At 67.6% G+C, this 16,982-nt stretch carries 21 protein-coding genes; 7 read left to right on the top strand and 14 right to left on the bottom strand.

The window, feature by feature from the left end; genetic code table 11:
• Positions 1 to 51: 51 nt before the first annotated feature.
• Positions 52 to 819: a DUF1223 domain-containing protein gene (locus AC1RLU_RS26315; protein ID WP_492798990.1), complete on the top strand. Its 768-nt coding sequence runs from the start codon at positions 52 to 54 to the stop codon at positions 817 to 819.
• An 18-nt stretch (positions 820 to 837) separates the two neighbouring features.
• On the opposite strand, the gene AC1RLU_RS26310 is transcribed toward AC1RLU_RS26315, so the two are convergent.
• From AC1RLU_RS26310 to AC1RLU_RS26300, 3 genes are all read right to left on the bottom strand, one after another.
• The gene (locus AC1RLU_RS26310; RefSeq protein ID WP_492798989.1) at positions 838 to 1,443 is read right to left on the bottom strand and encodes a TPM domain-containing protein; all 606 of its coding nucleotides are present in this window, start codon (positions 1,441 to 1,443) and stop codon (positions 838 to 840) included.
• A complete protein-coding gene (locus tag AC1RLU_RS26305) occupies positions 1,443 to 2,246 on the bottom strand; it encodes a TPM domain-containing protein (protein WP_492798988.1) in 804 nt (267 codons plus the stop codon). The genes AC1RLU_RS26310 and AC1RLU_RS26305 overlap by 1 nt, the downstream gene beginning before the upstream one ends.
• A 94-nt stretch (positions 2,247 to 2,340) precedes the next feature.
• Positions 2,341 to 2,892: a LemA family protein gene (locus AC1RLU_RS26300; protein WP_244492769.1), complete on the bottom strand. Its 552-nt coding sequence runs from the start codon at positions 2,890 to 2,892 to the stop codon at positions 2,341 to 2,343.
• Positions 2,893 to 3,067: 175 nt separating this feature from the next.
• Here AC1RLU_RS26300 and ggt point away from each other — a divergent pair, with 175 nt between their 5' ends.
• Positions 3,068 to 4,804 (top strand): gamma-glutamyltransferase, encoded by a 1,737-nt coding sequence (ggt, locus tag AC1RLU_RS26295; protein ID WP_492798987.1) that lies wholly within the window; start codon positions 3,068 to 3,070, stop codon positions 4,802 to 4,804.
• 6 nt (positions 4,805 to 4,810) lie between these two features.
• Here ggt and AC1RLU_RS26290 read toward each other — a convergent pair whose 3' ends face one another.
• The 4 genes from AC1RLU_RS26290 to AC1RLU_RS26275 all read right to left on the bottom strand — a co-directional run bounded on the left by AC1RLU_RS26290 (position 4,811) and on the right by AC1RLU_RS26275 (position 7,655).
• Positions 4,811 to 5,233: a hypothetical protein gene (locus AC1RLU_RS26290; protein ID WP_492798986.1), complete on the bottom strand. Its 423-nt coding sequence runs from the start codon at positions 5,231 to 5,233 to the stop codon at positions 4,811 to 4,813.
• A 60-nt stretch (positions 5,234 to 5,293) separates the two neighbouring features.
• Positions 5,294 to 6,520, bottom strand: a complete 1,227-nt coding sequence (rlmN, locus tag AC1RLU_RS26285) for a dual-specificity RNA methyltransferase RlmN (RefSeq protein ID WP_492798985.1) — start codon at positions 6,518 to 6,520, stop codon at positions 5,294 to 5,296.
• A gap of 102 nt (positions 6,521 to 6,622) precedes the next feature.
• On the bottom strand, positions 6,623 to 7,045 hold the full coding sequence (locus AC1RLU_RS26280; RefSeq protein WP_492798984.1) for a GFA family protein: 423 nt from the start codon (positions 7,043 to 7,045) through the stop codon (positions 6,623 to 6,625).
• Between the two features lie 13 nt (positions 7,046 to 7,058).
• Positions 7,059 to 7,655 carry an invasion associated locus B family protein gene (locus tag AC1RLU_RS26275; protein WP_492798983.1) on the bottom strand — a complete coding sequence of 199 codons (597 nt, stop codon included), beginning with the start codon at positions 7,653 to 7,655 and terminating at the stop codon, positions 7,059 to 7,061.
• Between the two features lie 183 nt (positions 7,656 to 7,838).
• Here AC1RLU_RS26275 and AC1RLU_RS26270 point away from each other — a divergent pair, with 183 nt between their 5' ends.
• On the top strand, positions 7,839 to 8,813 hold the full coding sequence (locus AC1RLU_RS26270) for an NADPH:quinone oxidoreductase family protein (RefSeq protein ID WP_492798982.1): 975 nt from the start codon (positions 7,839 to 7,841) through the stop codon (positions 8,811 to 8,813).
• 7 nt (positions 8,814 to 8,820) lie between these two features.
• On the opposite strand, the gene AC1RLU_RS26265 is transcribed toward AC1RLU_RS26270, so the two are convergent.
• Positions 8,821 to 9,195 (bottom strand): YkvA family protein, encoded by a 375-nt coding sequence (locus tag AC1RLU_RS26265; protein ID WP_492798981.1) that lies wholly within the window; start codon positions 9,193 to 9,195, stop codon positions 8,821 to 8,823.
• Between the two features lie 178 nt (positions 9,196 to 9,373).
• On the opposite strand from AC1RLU_RS26265, the gene AC1RLU_RS26260 reads away from it, so the two are divergent.
• Entirely contained in the window at positions 9,374 to 10,159 is a 786-nt protein-coding gene (locus tag AC1RLU_RS26260; RefSeq protein ID WP_091862539.1) for an SDR family NAD(P)-dependent oxidoreductase, read from the top strand.
• A gap of 3 nt (positions 10,160 to 10,162) precedes the next feature.
• Here the strand turns inward: AC1RLU_RS26260 and AC1RLU_RS26255 are convergent, their stop codons facing one another.
• The 4 genes from AC1RLU_RS26255 to ftsY all read right to left on the bottom strand — a co-directional run bounded on the left by AC1RLU_RS26255 (position 10,163) and on the right by ftsY (position 13,259).
• Positions 10,163 to 10,876 (bottom strand): RES family NAD+ phosphorylase, encoded by a 714-nt coding sequence (locus AC1RLU_RS26255; protein ID WP_061966506.1) that lies wholly within the window; start codon positions 10,874 to 10,876, stop codon positions 10,163 to 10,165.
• Complete coding sequence (locus AC1RLU_RS26250; protein WP_492798980.1) at positions 10,873 to 11,286, bottom strand: MbcA/ParS/Xre antitoxin family protein; 414 nt, start codon at positions 11,284 to 11,286, stop codon at positions 10,873 to 10,875. The genes AC1RLU_RS26255 and AC1RLU_RS26250 overlap by 4 nt, the downstream gene beginning before the upstream one ends.
• A gap of 69 nt (positions 11,287 to 11,355) precedes the next feature.
• Positions 11,356 to 11,994: a septation protein A gene (locus AC1RLU_RS26245; protein WP_091862545.1), complete on the bottom strand. Its 639-nt coding sequence runs from the start codon at positions 11,992 to 11,994 to the stop codon at positions 11,356 to 11,358.
• Entirely contained in the window at positions 11,991 to 13,259 is a 1,269-nt protein-coding gene (gene ftsY / locus AC1RLU_RS26240; protein WP_492798979.1) for a signal recognition particle-docking protein FtsY, read from the bottom strand. Before ftsY ends, AC1RLU_RS26245 begins: the two co-directional genes overlap by 4 nt.
• A 157-nt stretch (positions 13,260 to 13,416) precedes the next feature.
• Here ftsY and AC1RLU_RS26235 point away from each other — a divergent pair, with 157 nt between their 5' ends.
• From AC1RLU_RS26235 to AC1RLU_RS26225, 3 genes are all read left to right on the top strand, one after another.
• Entirely contained in the window at positions 13,417 to 14,079 is a 663-nt protein-coding gene (locus AC1RLU_RS26235) for an RluA family pseudouridine synthase (protein ID WP_492799006.1), read from the top strand.
• Positions 14,080 to 14,178: 99 nt separating this feature from the next.
• On the top strand, positions 14,179 to 14,814 hold the full coding sequence (locus AC1RLU_RS26230; protein ID WP_492798978.1) for a DUF6875 domain-containing protein: 636 nt from the start codon (positions 14,179 to 14,181) through the stop codon (positions 14,812 to 14,814).
• Positions 14,811 to 15,974 (top strand): GNAT family N-acetyltransferase, encoded by a 1,164-nt coding sequence (locus AC1RLU_RS26225; protein ID WP_492798977.1) that lies wholly within the window; start codon positions 14,811 to 14,813, stop codon positions 15,972 to 15,974. Before AC1RLU_RS26230 ends, AC1RLU_RS26225 begins: the two co-directional genes overlap by 4 nt.
• 8 nt (positions 15,975 to 15,982) lie before the next feature.
• Here the strand turns inward: AC1RLU_RS26225 and AC1RLU_RS26220 are convergent, their stop codons facing one another.
• Entirely contained in the window at positions 15,983 to 16,279 is a 297-nt protein-coding gene (locus tag AC1RLU_RS26220; protein WP_061966499.1) for a 4a-hydroxytetrahydrobiopterin dehydratase, read from the bottom strand.
• Positions 16,276 to 16,848: an RNA 2',3'-cyclic phosphodiesterase gene (thpR, locus tag AC1RLU_RS26215; RefSeq protein ID WP_061966498.1), complete on the bottom strand. Its 573-nt coding sequence runs from the start codon at positions 16,846 to 16,848 to the stop codon at positions 16,276 to 16,278. Before thpR ends, AC1RLU_RS26220 begins: the two co-directional genes overlap by 4 nt.
• Positions 16,849 to 16,982 lie beyond the last annotated feature (134 nt).

Genomic DNA, 16,982 nt, shown 5'->3' with positions numbered 1-16,982 from the left:
TTGCGGGCTTTGGTAACCTCCGGAAAAGAAGTCGTCCGCAGAGTCCTGATCATGTCCCCTCGCCCGCGCCATCTCGCAGCGACCGTTGCAGCCCTTGCCCTCGGCATGGCGGCGGCCCAGGCGCAGACGCCCGCGAAGCCTCCCAAGGCGGTGATCGAGCTCTTCACCAGCCAGGGCTGCTCATCCTGCCCGCCGGCCGATGCACTCGTCGTCGAGCTGGCCAAGGACCCCGAGCTGATCGCGCTCACCCTGCCGGTGACCTATTGGGATTATCTCGGCTGGAAGGACACGCTCGGCAAGGATTCCTTCGCCAAGCGCCAGAAGTTCTACGCCAAGGCCCGTGGCGACGGGCAGGTCTACACCCCGCAGGTCGTCATCAACGGCGCCGCCCATGCCATCGGCTCCGAGCGGGCCGAGATCGAAAAGGCGGTGAGCCAGTTCGCGACGACGGGGTTCGCTGCCCGGATCGCCCTGAAGGAAGAGAACGGCGCGCTCCAGATCCAGGTCGCTCCGATCGGAGGCGAGAGAGAGGCCACAGCCGGCATCTGGGTGTTGCCGACCACGCATCAGGCTGCCGTGCCGATTGCGCGCGGTGAGAACCAGGGCCGCACGCTGTCCTACGCCAATGTCGTGCGTGGCATGGTCCGCGTCGGCGACTGGACCGGCAAGGAGACGACCGTCACCGCGCCGCTCTCGGCGACCGAGGCACCCGAGGCCGACGGCTATGTCGTCATCGTCCAGGCCGAGCGCCCCAGCAAGTACGGCCATATGATGCCCGGCGCGATCCTCGGTGCCGCCAAGGGGCCGGCGAAGCGCTGAGCTTCTGCGCGCTGCGATCTAAAGCAGGATCACCTTGTTCGAGAGCTCGTCCGTATCGCCGGGCACGGGTGGCACATGCTGCCCCAATACCGTCCCGACCGAGCCGACAGCCGCGATCAGCCCTTCGGTCAATCGATCCTCCCGCGCCGCCGCGAGCAGGGGTTCGATGATGCCGCGCCAGGTATCCTTCTCAACCAGCCCGTCGATGCCGGTATCGGCGAGGATCTCCGCATAGCGCTCCTGCAAGGCGATATAGAGCAGCACGCCGGTGCGCCCCTTCGTCCGGGTCAGGCCACGCGCCGTGAACTCCCGTAGCGCCACGTCATGCGCGCGCCCGCGCTTGACGAAGCCGGGCACGAAGCGCCCGCCGCGGCCATACCAGAGCAGGCTCGCCAGCAGGCCGACGGCGCAGAGCAACTGGATCAGGAAAATCCGCTGCGCGCTCATCACCGTCAGCGACAGGAGCGGCCACGGCACGACCAGCGCCAGCGTCAACGCCAGCATCACCGGGATATTGCGATAGCTCGACGCCGCCCGGTCGATCACCAAGACGATCTCACCGGCCGTCTGCAATTCGGCCCGGCGCACGGCTTCCGCGATCGCGTCCCTGTCGGCTGCGTCCATCACCAGTCTCCCGAAGCCCCGCCGCCGCCAGACGAACCGCCGCCACCCGAAAACCCACCGCCCCCCGAGCTCCAGCCGCCTCCGCCGCCGCTCCAGCCCGAACTGGACCCCGAACCGGTGCTCCAGCCCGTGCTCTGTGGCAGCGTCACCCACTGCCCGTTGCGCAGACGGTGCCGGCGCGCGCCGCCCTGCCGGCTCAGGCCACGCAGGAAGGCGACGATGAACAGGAAGATCAGGATCATCGCGATGACCACCGCGATATCCTCGCCCAGCGTGCTCTCGTCCGAGCGCACCTCGGCGCGGCGCTGCCATTCCTCGGCATCTCCAGCGAGAATGGTCAGGATGGCGTCGACCCCGGCCTCGATTCCCCCGGCGAAATCGCCGGTCTTGAATTTCGGCGCAATCGCCGTGGTGATGATGACCTTCGAGAGCGCATCGGTCAGGGCCCCTTCCAGCCCGTAGCCGACCTCGATGCGGACCTTGCGTTCCTTCGGCGCGACGATCAGCAGCGCGCCGTTGTTCTTCGCCTTTTCCCCGAGCTGCCAGTGGCGGAAGAGGCCGTTGGCGAAATCCTCGATGGTGATGTCCTGCAGCGAGGGCACGGTCGCGACGACGACCTGGTCGGAGGTCTTGTCCTCATGCGCCTTGAGCTTGTCCTCGATCCGCTGCCGGACGTCCGGTGCCAGCAGGTTCGCGCCGTCGACGACCCGCCCGGTCAGCGCAGGATAGGTCGGCTCAGCGGCGAGCGCGAAGCTGCTCCAGAGCAGAAGCAGCAGGGCTGCAACGGCGCGCGCCGCCGTCATTCCCGGGCCGACCCGAGAATCTCTGGCAGGAGATGCCCGGGTCAGGCCCGGGCATGACGGCCTTGTCGACATCACGCCGGCCCGATCACCGCTCTCAGAACTTCACCGCGGGCGGCCGCTCCGCTCCAGCGGTCGCCGTGAAGGTCTCCATCGGCTTGGCGCCCCAGAACAGCTTTGCCCAGATCACGCCCGGGAAGGTGCGGATTTCGGTGTTGAAGGCCTGCACCGCCTGGATGTAGTCGCGCCGCGCCACCGCGACGCGGTTCTCGGTGCCTTCGAGCTGCGACTGCAAGGCCAGGAAGTTCTGGTTGGACTTCAGCTCGGGATAGCGCTCGACCGTGACGAGCAGCCGCCCGAGCGCGCCGGTGAGCTGGTTCTGCGCGTCCTGGTATTCCTTGAACTTCACGGGGTCGTTGATGGTCGAGGCATCGACCTTGACCTGGCTCGCCTTGGCGCGGGCCTCGACCACGGCGGTCAGCACCTCGCGCTCCTGCGCGGCATAACCCTTTACGGTCTCGACGAGATTCGGGATCAGGTCGGCGCGGCGCTGATACTGGTTCTGCACCTCCGACCAGGCGGCTTTCGCCTTTTCCTCCAGCGTCGGCACGTTGTTGTAGCCGCAGCCGGCGAGCACGAGGCCGAACATGCCGAGGACAAGCCAGGCGAGCGGGCGGCGAAGATGGGTCGCGAAAGACATGCCGAAAACCCCTTTTGGCAACGTCAGAACAATCGATTCGGACCTTACCCGCCAGCGCCCGCCCCTCCAAGCTGTCAGGTCGCGGCGAATGGCCTATCCTGCGATTCCTCACCGGAGCTTCGCCATGCGCCTGTCTCTTTTCCTCTCCCTGCCCCCCGCCTTGCTGGCTGCCCAGATCGCCATCGCCCAGCCACAGGCGCCCGCTCCCGAAGCCGCGACCGGGCGCACCGTCAAGACGTTGGGAACGGCCCAGCGCTTCATGGCCGCCGCCGCCAATCCGCTGGCCGCGACGGCCGGGCGCGACATTCTGCGCGCCGGCGGCAGCGCCACCGATGCCGCCATTGCCATCCAGCTCGTCCTCAATCTGGTCGAGCCGCAGAGCTCCGGCATCGGCGGCGGTGCCTTCTTCGTCCATTGGGACGAGGCCGGCCGCAAGGTGACGACGCTGGACGGCCGCGAGACCGCGCCGGCCGCCGCCAAGCCTGATCGCTTCATGAAGGACGGCAAGCCGATGCCGTTCCGCGAGGCCGTGGTCGGTGGCCGCTCGGTCGGCGTGCCCGGAACGCTGAAGCTGCTGGAAGAGGCCCATCGCCGCTGGGGCAAGCTGCCTTGGCCCGATGTCGTCGCACCCGCGCTGAAGCTGGCCGACGAAGGGTTTACGATCTCGCCGCGTCTCAACGGCCTGCTGGCCGGAGAAAAGGATCTGCCCAAAAATGCCTTGGCCGCCGCCTATTTCTACGAGCCGGACGGAAAGCCCAAGGCGGTCGGCACCATCCTGAAGAATCCGGCCTTCGCCGCGACGCTGCGTGCCGTGGCGGCGCAAGGTGCGGAGGCCATCTACAAGGGGGCGATCGCCGCGGACATCGTCGCTACGGTCACCGGCCATCCGACCAATCCCGGCGACATGACGCTGGCCGATCTCGCTGGCTACAAGGTCGAGGAACGCGAGCCGGTCTGTGGTCCCTACCGGATCTGGCGCCTCTGCGGCATCGGCCCGCCCAGTTCTGGCGCCGTCGCCCTCCAGCAGATGCTCGGGGTGCTCGAAGGGCAGGACCTGCGCCGGATGGGGCCCGGCGCCGACGCTGCCCACTGGTTCAGCGAGGCCGGCCGGCTCGCCTTCGCCGATCGCGCGCTCTATCTCGCCGACCCCGCCTTCATCAGCGTGCCCGTGCGCGGCTTGATCGACCGCGACTATATCCGCTCGCGCGCCGGTCTCGTCAGCCCGGATCGCTCGATGGGGCGCGCCAAGCCCGGCGATCCCCCGAACAAGCGCGCGCAATTGCTCGCCCCTTCCGACGGGATCGAGAACGGCACCAGCCATATCTCGGTCGTCGACGCCGACGGCAACGCCGTCGCCATGACCACGACAATCGAGGACGGTTTCGGCTCGCGCCTGATGACGAAGGGCGGCTTCCTGCTCAACAACGAATTGACCGATTTCAATTTCGCCCCGGAGGAGGACGGCAAGCCCGTCGCCAACCGCGTCGAGCCCGGCAAGCGCCCGCGTTCGTCGATGGCGCCGACGCTGGTCTTCGATGCCTTTGGCAGGCTCTATGCCGTGGTCGGCTCGCCCGGCGGCAGCCAGATCATCGGCTATGTCGGGAAGACGCTGGTCGCCCTGCTCGACTGGAAGATGGACCCGCAGCAAGCCGTCGATTTCAGCAATTTCGGCAGCCGCAACGGCCCGACAGAGCTGGAGAAGGGCACCGAAGCGGAAGCCTGGAAGGCCGCACTGGAGGCCAAGGGCCACGAGGTCCGCCTGCTGGAGATGACCTCGGGCACGCAGGCCATCGTCAAGACGCCGGAAGGCTTTCTGGGCGGTGCCGATGGCCGCCGCGAAGGCGTCGCGATCGGGGATTGAGCAGAGCTAGGCTTGCGCCGGGCGCTCGCCACCAGCGCCGCGCCCGGCGATCAGCCAGTAGACGAAGCCCGTCGCCGCACCGACCAGGAAGAGCCCGGAGATGATCTGGATCTCGGCCGTGCTCGGTGCGCGCGACAGCCTGAGCATGGCAAGCGGCAACAGCGCGGCGAGCAGGCCGGTAAAGCCGCTCTGGAGCAACCCGCTGCGCAGGCGAAACAGTTCCGAACCGACGGCGACAAGCACGACCGGCGCGACGATGATCGCAAGCCCCAGCCGGCCGATCAGGGCGAAGGCGGCCTGCGCGGCCGGCCCCGGATCGACGCCGCTTTCGGCGAGCCCGAACAGGATGTCGACGAGCCGCTCGATACCGCCGCCGATCAGCATCGCCACGGCCGGCGAAGCGAAGCTCGCCACGCCCAAGAAGAACACGCCTGCCCCCATTGCAACGAGGCAGGCGAACGGAATCAGAACAATCCAGCGCAGCAAGGCTTATTCCGCCGCCACGGCCGGCGCGTCGGCCTGCGCCTCGTCCAGCATCAATCGGGCGCGGGCGGAGAGCTTCTCGGTCTCGCTCTTGAGCTGGCCGCAGGCGGCGAGGATGTCGCGCCCGCGCGGCGTGCGCACCGGCGAGGCATAGCCGGCACGGAAGACGATCTCGGAAAAGCGCTCGATCCGGTCCCAGTCGGAGCACTCGTATTTCGTGCCCGGCCAGGGATTGAACGGGATCAGGTTGATCTTGGCCGGGATGCCCTTGAGCAGGCGGACGAGCTCGCGCGCCTCGGCATCGGAATCGTTCACGCCCTTCAGCATGACGTACTCGAAGGTGATCCGCTTCGCGTTCGACAGCCCCGGATAGTTCCGGCAGGCCTCGAGCAGGTCCTTGATCGGATATTTCTTGTTGAGCGGCACCAGCTCGTTGCGCAGCTCGTCGCGCACCGCATGCAGCGAGATCGCCAGCATCGTGCCCATCTCCTCGCCGAGCGGGCCGATCTGCGGCACCACGCCCGAGGTCGAGACGGTGATGCGCCGGCGCCCGATCGACAGGCCCTGATCGTCGGTGATCACGCCGATCGCATCGCGCACGCCGTCGAAATTATAGAGCGGCTCGCCCATGCCCATGAAGACGATGTTCGAGACGAAGCGCCCGCCATCATTCGGCACGAAGGCGCCGTCCGGTGCTTTCCGATTCGGGAAATCGCCGAGACGGTCGCGCGCCACCATTACCTGCGCGACGATCTCCTCGGTGGTGAGGTTGCGCACCAGGCGCTGCGTGCCGGTATGGCAGAAGGTGCAGGTCAGCGTACAGCCGACCTGGCTGGAGACGCAGAGCGTGCCGCGATCGACCTCCGGGATATAGACGCATTCGATCTCGGCGCCGCGGTCATGCGGGCCGGTCGAGGGCATCCGCATCAGCCATTTGCGGGTGCCGTCGGTCGAGACCTGCTCGGCCGTGACGCTCGGCAGATCGAGCGAGAAATGTTCGGCGAGCTGCCCGCGTAAGCCCTTGCCGATCGTCGTCATCGCGTCGAAGTCGCGCACGCCGTAATGGTAGATCCAGTTCCAGAGCTGGCCGACGCGCATGCGCCGCTCCTTCTCGGGCACGCCGATCTCGGCCAGCGCCTCGGTCAGGCCGGCGCGGGTGCGCCCGACCAGCGAGGGGCGTCGCAAAACGGGTTCGGCCGCCGGAGCGGCGGTAGCGGGAACGGATGCGGTCATCGGAGCTCTGTCGTCGCCCATCGGGGAAGGCGCGGGATTTCGCGGCTCCCTAGCACAAATCGCAGAAAATCGGAAATTGCGCGATTCGAAGGCGGTATCCGCTTAATTCGCATGCCCCTCGAACTGCGGGAGGTCGTCGGTGATCTCGTACCAGGGCGCCTTCGAGCCGACGAAGATGTGATGGTCGGGCCGAATACCCGGCGCATCGTCGAGCGTGCCCAGGGCGACATGGACATACGCCCCGTCGCGAACCACCGAAAACAGCAACGAGCCGCACCGGCTGCAATGCGCGTTGTGATTGTCGGCTTCCCCGACGATCAGCAGGGCTTCGGCCCCTGCGGTGACGGCAAGCTTGCCGCGCTCGATCCCGGCGAAGGGCTTGAAGGCCGACCCGGTCGTGCGCCGGCATTGCGCGCAATGGCAATTGGCGGCGTAGCGGAAGGCATCTGCAACCTCGAATCGAGCCTGCCCGCAATAGCAGCGGCCCTTCAGCCGGCGTTCCGGTGCAGGAGCGGCCAAAGCCATGGCCCGAAGCGCCTTACTTGCAGGCGTCCTCGGCCCGCTTCACGATCTGGCTGATGCCGGCGAGCGAATACTTGTCGCTGGTCGGGTTGCCGCGCTTGGAGGTGCCCTTGACCTCGAGCCCGGCGCCGCGGCGCAGCGCATCGAGCATGCGCGGCTCCTCGGCCGGGTTCTTCAGCCACATGTTCTGGCCCTTGGCGACCAGCGCAAAGCGCTCGCTGCCGATGATCGCCTGATGCTCGACCCCTTCCTTGAGGTCGAAATTCATGACGAAGCTGATCTCGTTGCGCACGCCCTCGCCCGGCCGGCTCGAAACGAAAAGCAGACCTTCGACATCCTTGAGATTGGCAGGTAGGCGGGCCTCGGCCTTGGACAGGGCGTAGCAGACCTTGGAGCGGCCCTGCTGGGACGAGAACGCCTGCCATTTGCCCGCGGTCTCGAGCAGCATGGCCTGGCCCTGGCCCGAGCTGGCCGCGGCAGCGGCAGGCTTCGGTTTGGCAGGCGCGGCCTGCGCCGGAAGGGCGGCAGCGCCGAAGACGCCAGCCATCAGGCAGAGCGCGAGGGCGGAGCGGGAAGGAGCGGCGTCGCGGATGCGGAGGAACGAGCTGATCATGGACCGCCATCAGTCACTAAAAATCTTAATACCGCGTTTACCACCTGTTGATCGGGCGGATCGCGCGGACGGCGGCATAGAGTGTCACGATCCTGGCGAAAATACGAATGGCGGCAGGCCGGTTCCGTGCCGCTTGCAGTCATGCCAGAATCGGGACCGGTAACGGCGAATGGCGGATCGACGATGAAAGCCCTGCTTTGCGAACATCACGGCCCTGCCGAGGACCTGGCGATCCGCGATCTGCCCGATCCGGAACCGGGCCCCGGCGAGGTCGTCGTCGCCGTGAAGGCCGCCGCCCTCAACTTCTTCGACACGCTGATCATCCAGGGCCGCTACCAGACCAGACCGGCCTTCCCCTTCTCGCCAGCGGCCGAATGCGCCGGCACCATCGCCGCCGTCGGCGAAGGCGTGGCCGGCTGGCAAATTGGCGAACGCGTCGCCGCCTGGCTCGGCTACGGTGCTGCACGCGAAAAGGTCGCGGTCTCCGCCGATCAGATCATCCGCATTCCCGAGCGGCTCGACGATGCGCAGGCGGCCGGCCTCTTTGTCACCTATGGCACCGCGATGCACGGCCTGATCCAGCGCGCCGGCCTCAAGCCCGGCGAGCGGCTCGCCGTCCTCGGAGCTTCCGGTGGAGCGGGGCTCGCCGCGGTCGAGATCGGCGCTTTGCTCGGCGCCCATGTCATCGCCTGCGCCTCGTCGCCCGACAAGCTTGCCCTCGCCCGCGAGCACGGCGCGCAGGAGGAGATCGACTATGCGCAGGGCGACATTCGGGCCGAACTGAAGAGGATCACCGAAGGCCGCGGCGTCGACGTGCTCTACGACACCGTCGGTGGCGAGCTGGCCGAGCCCGCCCTGCGTTCGATGGCCTGGGAAGGGCGCTATCTCGTCGTCGGCTTCGCCGGTGGCGAGATCCCGAAGATTCCGCTCAACCTGCTTTTGCTGAAAGGCTGTGACCTGCGCGGCGTATTCTGGGGGCAGTTCGTCGCACGCGAGTCGGCCGCTCATCGCCGCAACATGGAACGCCTGCTGGACTGGGCGGCGAACGGCCATATCCGCGCCCATGTCCATGCCAGGATCCCGCTCGAACGCTGGACCGAGGCCTATGCGCTGATCGCCGACCGCAAGGCGAAGGGCAAGATCGTGCTGACGCTGTGACGGAGCCTCAGAGCTCCGCCAGCGCCTGCTTCGCCCGCTCGCGATGCTCGGGTGTGATCGAGCCGGCGACGGCCGCGATGGCAGCCGCGATCACCGCTGCGTCATCGGTGAAGCCGAGCAGTGGCATGATGTCGGGAATGGCATCGACCGGCAGCACGAAATAGCCGAGCGCGGCGAGCAGCGTCATCCGCACGCGTCGCGGCGTCGCCGGATCGCGCGCGCAGAACCACGCCGCCAGCAGATCCCTGGCAAACGGAATGCGCTTTGCGACGCGCTTCAGCCGGGCCATGAAATCGGACCCGAACTTCGCCTCGTCGCGCAGGCTCTTGCGGATCGCCTCGATCTCCTCGCGGCTGAAGCTTGCGCTGAACCCCTCGCTCATCCCTGTCTCGCTCCTTTGCGTCCGATGACGCTCATCATCGCGCGCTCCCTCGTGAGCCGCCATGTCGAAAGATGGCCCCGCCGCAATCCTGCACAAGAGGCCACCCGTAAAACCCGCTTGGAGCGGCACGAAACGCCCTCTAAACCGTCTTCAGAACACGATTGACGGGAAATGCGCCATGAAACTCGACTCCTCCCTTGCTGCTGTCGTCACCGGCGGCGCCTCCGGCCTCGGCGAGGCGACCGCGCGCATGCTGGCGAGCGAGGGCGTCAAGGTCGCGCTGCTCGACCTCAACGCCGAGCGCGGCGAAGCGACCGCCAAGGAGATCGGCGGCGTCTTCGCCCATTGCGACGTCACCAGCGAGGCTTCGGTCGACGAGGCGCTCGCCAAGGCCCGCGCCGCCCATGGCGTCGCCCGCATCATCGTCAACTGCGCCGGCATCGCGCCCGGCCGCCGCGTCGTCTCGAAGAAGCGCGACACCGGCGAACTGATCGCGCATGACCTCGCGACCTTCGAGAAGGCGGTCGCGATCAATCTGACCGGCACCTTCCGGATCATCGCCAAATCGGCGGTCGCGCTGGCCGGGCTCGATCCGGTCACGGCCGATGGCGGCCGCGGCGTCATCATCTGCACGGCCTCGGTCGCGGCCGAGGACGGCCAGATCGGCCAGGCCGCCTACGGCGCCTCCAAGGCCGGCGTTGTCGGCCTGACGCTGCCGGTCGCGCGCGATCTCGCCGGCGTCGGCATCCGCATCGTCACGATCATGCCCGGCCTGTTCGAGACCCCGATGTTCGCCGGCCTCCCCGACGACGCCAAGGCCTCCCTCGCAGTCTCCGTGCCGCATCCCTCGCGCCTCGGCCGCCCGGCGGAATATGCGGCGCTCGCCCGCAGCATCATCGAGAACGACATGCTGAACGGCACCGCGATCCGCCTGGACGGCGCGATCCGGCTGGCACCGAAATAGGCTTCAGACGATCCGGAAAACCTCGCCGGCGCTGCGGTCCCGGTAGAGGTCCACCCGCTCGCCGTTCCAGTGATAGTCGAGATGCCGCCCCTGCACTGGGTGGCCCGCACCATCGGGATAGAACAACCCGGCGCATTCGCCGCCGGGACAGCGCACGCTGGGATAGACGATGCCGGCCGAGCCGATCGCCCGCAGAGCGATGCCGAGCGCCTGGCTCGCGGTATAGTCGGCGGGATCGAGCACCGCAGCGGCTTCGGCCTCGAGCGGCCTGATATCGTGAAGCTCCGCGTCGACCTCAAGCACGATCTCGCGGAATTGCGAGGTCCAGCCCGAGGGTTGCGTCGTCGCCAGCATGAAGCGGGCATGGTGGTGGATCGTCTCCAGCAGCGCCACCTCGAAGCGGTCGCCGACATAGAGCACGCCGAAGCTGCCATCGCTGAAACGGCTCGGCCGGTCCGGGCTGACATGGGTGAAGGGCGCCATCAGCCAGCTCGCGCCCGGCCCCGACACGCGCCGCTCGGCCGGCACCAGATCGAGATTGCCGATGGTCTCCATCAGGCGCGGATTGGTCTTCTGCTCGGCCGCGATCAGCAGCGGCCAGTCGGCGGGGTCGGCGATATCCTCGAACAGGTCGATCGGCGGGAAGATGCTGCGGATGATCCGGACCGCCCCGCGCCATTCGATCTCCGCGATCGGCAGGCTCGCCGGATCGATCACCAGGCGCCCCGCTCGGCGTCGAGCAGGCGGCGCACCCGCATCAGGTCGGTCAGTTCGCCGCCGAGCATGACATCAACAGCCGATTTGCCGCCGAAATCGGCATTCACCCGTTTGATCCAGTCATAGCCGCGCTGCGGCTCGGCGAAGATCAGGCGCAGCGCCTTGTGGATGCCCATCAGGTTCGAGAGCCTAGCCTTGCCGTCGCGCGAAATCCGGCCGATCTCGCCGGCTTTCCAGCGCCGATAGCTCCTGACCGGCAGGTCGATCAGGACCGCCGCTTCCTCGTCGGTGATCCGCCAGAGCCGGAACAGGTTGACTGCGGCGCGGAACATCGCCGCCGCCTCGTCATCCGTGATCGGATCGGGGACGAAATCGCGCTGGGCCGTCTCGATGCGCAGCAGGCCAGTCATGGCATTGCTCTCCATTTGGCATAAAATGGAGATAATATTGCCAATTGGCAAGAGCGGCCAGAAACCCGGCTATTCCTCGGTCTTCGCCGGCTTGATCTCGTGCTTCAGAATCAACGGCGTCTGCGCCAGGGCGAAGATCATGGTCAGCGGCATCACGCCCCAGACCTTGAAGGCGACCCAGAAATCCTGGGTCTGGGTGCGCCAGACCACCTCGTTGATGGCCGCCAGCACGAAGAAGAACAGGCCCCAACGGAAGGTGAGCTTGCGCCAGCCCTCGGCATCGAGCTGCAGCACCGTCTCCAGCACCAGCGAGAGCAGCGAGCGCCCGAAGAACAGCCCACCGAGCAGCACCGAGCCGAACAGCGCGTTGACGATGGTCGGCTTGACCTTGATGAAAAAGGCGTCGTCCAGCGCCAGCGTCAAACCGCCGAAGACGGTGACGACGATCGCGTTCACGATCGCCATGCGCGGCAGATAGCCCATCAGCACCCGCGACAGCACCAGCGCCACAAGCGAAGCGGCGATGAAGATGCCGGTCGCGACGAAGATGCGCCGGTCCTCAGCCACGTGGAACAGCCGGTCACCGTAGGAATTGGCGAAGAAGAAGATCGCCAGCGGTCCGAATTCCAGCGCCAGCTTGAGCAACGGGTTGACCGCCTTGCCCTTACCCGCCGCCTCGACTGGAACCTGCTGAGTCGTTTCGCTCACGCCGCTTCTCCCAATCCCGCCACGGCCCGCGCGAAATCGCGCGCCGAGAACGGCTCCAGGTCATCGACGCTTTCGCCGACGCCGATGAAATGCACGGGCAGGCCGAACTGCGCCGCCAGCGCCACGAGAATGCCTCCGCGCGCGGTGCCGTCGAGCTTGGTCATGACCAGCCCGGTCACGCCCGCCGTCTCGCGGAAGGCCTCGACCTGTGAAATCGCGTTCTGGCCGACGGTGGCGTCGAGCACGAGCAGGGCCGCATGCGGGGCGTTCGGGTCCTGTTTACGGATGACGCGCACGACCTTGGCAAGCTCGTCCATCAGCCCTTGCTTGTTCTGCAACCGGCCGGCCGTGTCGATCAGCAGCACATCGGTGCCATTGGCCTTGGCCTTCTGCAGCGCCTCGAAGGCGAGGCCCGAGGCATCGGCGCCCTGCTGGCCGTAGACGACCTCGGCCCCGGTGCGCTCGCCCCAGACCCGCAACTGCTCGATCGCCGCGGCGCGGAAGGTGTCGCCGGCCGCGAGCATCACGGATTTGCCCTCAGTGCGGAATTTCGCGGCGAGCTTGCCGATCGTCGTGGTCTTGCCGGAGCCATTGACCCCGACCATCAGCAGCACGAACGGCTTTTTCGTGGCGTCGACCACCAGCGGCTGGGCGACGGGCAGAAGGATCGTCTCGACCTCGCGCGCCAGGATCGCCTTCACCTCGGACGGCTCGATCTGCTTGTCGTAGCGCCCGTCGCCGACCGCTTTGGCGATCTTCGCCGAGGTGGCGAGACCGAGATCGGCCTGGATCAGGATGTCTTCCAGGTCCTCCAGCGTGCCGGCATCGAGCTTTCGCTTGGTGAAGAGCTCGGTGATCCCCGTCGTCAGTGCCGAGGAGGTCCGCGACAGCCCCTCGGTCAATCGCCGCCACCAGCTCCGCTTCGGCTGCGGCGCAAGGACGGGAGCGGGCTCGGGAGCAACGATCGGCTCGGGCTGCGGAGCGACGGCAACGACAGGTTCCGGCTCGGGCTCCGCCGGAGGTGCAGCCTCCTCAACCGGAGCAGGCGGCGCAACGGGTTCAGGGGTCACCGCCTCGACGACAACCGCTTCCGTCTCGACAGCCGGGGCAGGAGCGATCTCTTCGGCTTCCGGCTTCAGCTCCTCAACCGTCTCAACAACCTGCTCGGTCGCCGTCTCGGGCGCGGGCGCCGGTGTGGCCGCTTCCTCGTCGCGTCCGAACAGCCTCGAAAAGAAGCCGCGTTTCTTCGGTTCGGTCTCGCTCATCGTCGTCCTGTCTTCGGTTCGGCAGGCATCTTCGGTTGCGCCGCCGGGCCGGGTTGGGTAGCGCAATGCCATGGCAGCGCCGGACCGACCAGAAAATTCGCAATCACCCGGGCAGATCGACGACGAGCTGCCGGTGCCGTTGCTCTATCGCGACGCCATGATGCTCGTCATCGACAAGCCTGCCGGCCTGCCCTCGCATCGCGGCCCGCAGGCCAAGCGCCGCGTCATCCCGGTCCTGACCGATTATCTCGATGCCCTGCGCTTCGGCCTGCCACGCAAGCCTGAAGCCGCGCATCGGCTCGACAAGGACACCTCCGGCTGCCTCGTGCTCGGCCGTCATCCCCGCGCCATGGCCGAGCTCAACCAGATGTTTCGCGACGGGCGCATCGACAAGACCTATTGGGCGATCGTGCAGGGCCATCCCGCGCAGGATGAGGGGCTGATCGATCTTCCCCTGGCCAAGCGTTCGCCCGAGCGCGGCTGGTGGATGAAGGTCGATCCCGCCGGCCTGCCCTCGCAGACCCGCTATCGCGTGCTCGGCCGCGGCGAAAGCGAGCACGGCCCACTCGCCTGGCTCGCGCTGGAACCATTGACCGGCCGCACGCACCAGTTGCGCGTCCATTGCCAGGCCTCGGGCTGGCCGATGCTCGGCGACGAGATTTATGGCGATGCCCGGCGCGAAGGCGGGCCGGGCCTCCAGCTTCATGCCCGCGCGATCACCGTGCCACTCTACAAGAAGCGCGATCCGATCACGGTCGAGGCGCCGCCGCCGCCGCATATGCTGGCGGCGCTCACGGCTTGCGGCTGGAACAGGGTTTAGAACGCGTCAACGCAGCGCTGGCGACATGCCGGCAGCGATCAATCCTTCGCTAATCCGGGGCTGCTATGCCACGGCTGCACCTTCTCCCGTCATGCAGCCATGACCGATAGCGCCAACGCCGATCCGCAGCTCCTGACCTTGCCCGAAGCCCGCGCCCGCTGCGCGGACGGCGCCCCGCCGCCGCTGGCCGTACTCGTCGGCTGGGTCGAGACTTACCTGATGAGCAGCCATGCCGATCTCGGCCGGACAGGCGCGGTCTGCCCCTTCACCCGCCAGGCCGCGAAGCTCGACACGGTGCGCCTGGGCGTCTCTACCGCGACGGCAACCGATGAGAATGCAGCCTTCGCGGCCGTGAACCGCAGCTTCGCCGATCTCGACGCGATTCCCGCGCAAGCGACCCTCCAGCATTTCCGCACCGTGATCCTCGGCTTCCCCGGCTGCGCCGATCCGGCCGGCACGGCGATGCTGCAACGGGTCCAGAAACGCCTGAAATTCGCATCCCTGCGCCGCTTCCGCATGATCGGCCTGATGCACCCGGACTCGGAGGCGCCGGGCCTGTGGAACCCGCAGTTCCGCCCCTTGCGCGCGCCCTTCCCGGTCGTCGCCGTCCGCCACATGGTCGAGCAGGACGCGCCCTTCGCGGCGCGCCATCCGCTCCTGATGCTGCCCTATCTCGCCCGCTTCCGCTTGGCGGGCGCGAAACGCCTCATCGCGCATCTGCGCACGGGGCCATGAACGCGGCGTTGCCCTTGGCCAACCGGCCGGACGACGCCGTGACGCTCGATCTGGTCGAGGATGTCGCGGGCTTCCTGGCGCTGCGCCGCGATTGGGAAGCACTGTTCGGACGCTCGGCTGCACCGTCGCAGCTCTTCCAGAGCCATGTCTTCCTGCGCCATTGGACGACGCATTACCTCAACCCCGATACCCGGCTCAGCATCGTCATAGCCCGCCGGGCCGGTGAACTGGTGATGGTCTGGCCGCTCATCCGCCAGAGGCGCTACGGTCTCGACACCTTGCGCTTCATGGGCGTGCCGGTCGCCCAGTTCGGCGACGTGCTCGTCGGCGATGGCGAGGACGCCCTGCTGAAAGCCAGCTGGGCCTTCATCCAAACCCTGCGCGCCGATCTCTTCGAAGCCCGCAAGCTGCGCGCCGATTCGCGCCTTGCGCTGAGCGGCCTGCTCGATGGCGCGGCCCATGGCGATCGGCAGGAGGCGCCCTTCGCGGACCTCGCCCGCCGCGTCGGCGAATCCGGCCCAAGTCTCGCCTATACCGCACGGGAACGCTCGAACCACCGCCGGCGCCTGCGCCGCCTGGAGGAACGCGGCCCGCTCGCCTACGCCATGCCGCCACCGGGCCCCGACGCGGCCCGGCTCGCCGCCGCCGCCATCGCGATGAAGCGCGCGACGCTCGCCCGGCGCGGCATCGTCGCGCCGGTCATCAACGATTCCCGCTTCGGCGCCTTCTTCACCGATCTGGCGGCAGACGCCTCCGGCGAGGCCACGCTGCAGATCATGTGCACCCTCAGCGATGGCGCGCCGATCGGCATCGACCTCTCCTTCGACTGCAAGGGCCACAGCTTCGCCCATGTCCTCGCGACCGATCCGGATCATGAGCACGACGGCATCGGCAAGATCCTGATCCACCACAGTTTCGCCGGCGCCCGCGCCCGTGGCAGCACGGTCTTCGACCTCCTGGCTCCGGCCGAGCCCTACAAGCGCGAACATGCCGATGGCTGCGTCGCGATCAGCGACCGGCTCCGGCCGCTGTCATTGAAAGGGCGGCTGGCCTGCCATCTCGGCATCCAGCACTGGCGACCGATGTTGAAGAGCGTGGTGAAGCGCCTGCCGGCAGGCCTCTCGCGCCATGTCATGCCCGCACCGCGGCAAGGCAGCTAGGCAGCGACCTAATCCGAGATCGCGTCGATGGCGCGGGCCAGCTTGACGTCGAGCTCGGTCAGGCCGCCGGCATCATGGGTTGCGAGCGTGATATCCACGGTCCGGTAGACATTCGCCCATTCCGGATGATGGTTCATCGCCTCGGCCAGCAGCGCGACGCGCGTCATCCAGCCGAAAGCCTCGCTGAAATCACGGAAGACGAAGCGCTTGGCGATGGCCTCGCGCCCCTGCACCAGCTTCCAGCCGGTCAAGGTCGCCAGCGCTTCGGCCTGCGCCTCGGGGCTCAATCGTTTCGGCCGCGTCATCGGCGCATCTCCCGCGGCAGGCGATTCGGGTAGGACGGGCCGAGCGGATAGGCCGCCTCCAGCACATAGGGCCCGCCGCCGATCGAATCGCGCGATGACATCAGCGCCACCCGGCGCGCGGTGAAGACGAAGGGCCTGACGATCGGGTGCTGGCCGAGATGATGCGCGACCTCGCCGGGCGAGGTGTCGCGCAGCCGTGCCAGCGTGACATGGGGCACGAACTTGCGCGCCTCCGCCGGCAAGCCGAGGCGGCGCATCTGCCGTTCGAGATCGCCCTGGAGATCGCTCAGCGCCTTGCTCGGCTGCACCCGCGCGAACAGCGCGCGCGGCTTGTCGCCGCCGAAGCTGCCGAGCGCATCGAGCGTGACCTCGAAGGGATAGGCCGTGAGATCGGAGAGCATGTAGTCGACATCGTTCGCCATGCGCCGGTCGACATCGCCCAGGAAGCGCAGGGTAATGTGATAATCGGCCGGCTCGATCCAGCGCGCACCCGACAACCCGCCACGATGCAATGTCAGGCCGGTCGCGACTTCGGCGGGGATTTCCAGAGCGATGAACAGCCTCGGCATGAGCGAATCCCTGCCAAGCGATTGTGACTCTGGCGAGACGGTAGAGCAGGAAGCCGGCTTAGGGGAATTGTTTTTGCGCCCTCATCCCCACTCCCGCGCGGTCATCCCGGACAAGCCGCGATAGCAGCGTCGAT

The sequence above is a fragment of the Allobosea sp. GW822-FHT05A11 genome (genome assembly GCF_058800455.1).
This window is presented reverse-complemented; position numbering and strand designations above follow the sequence as displayed.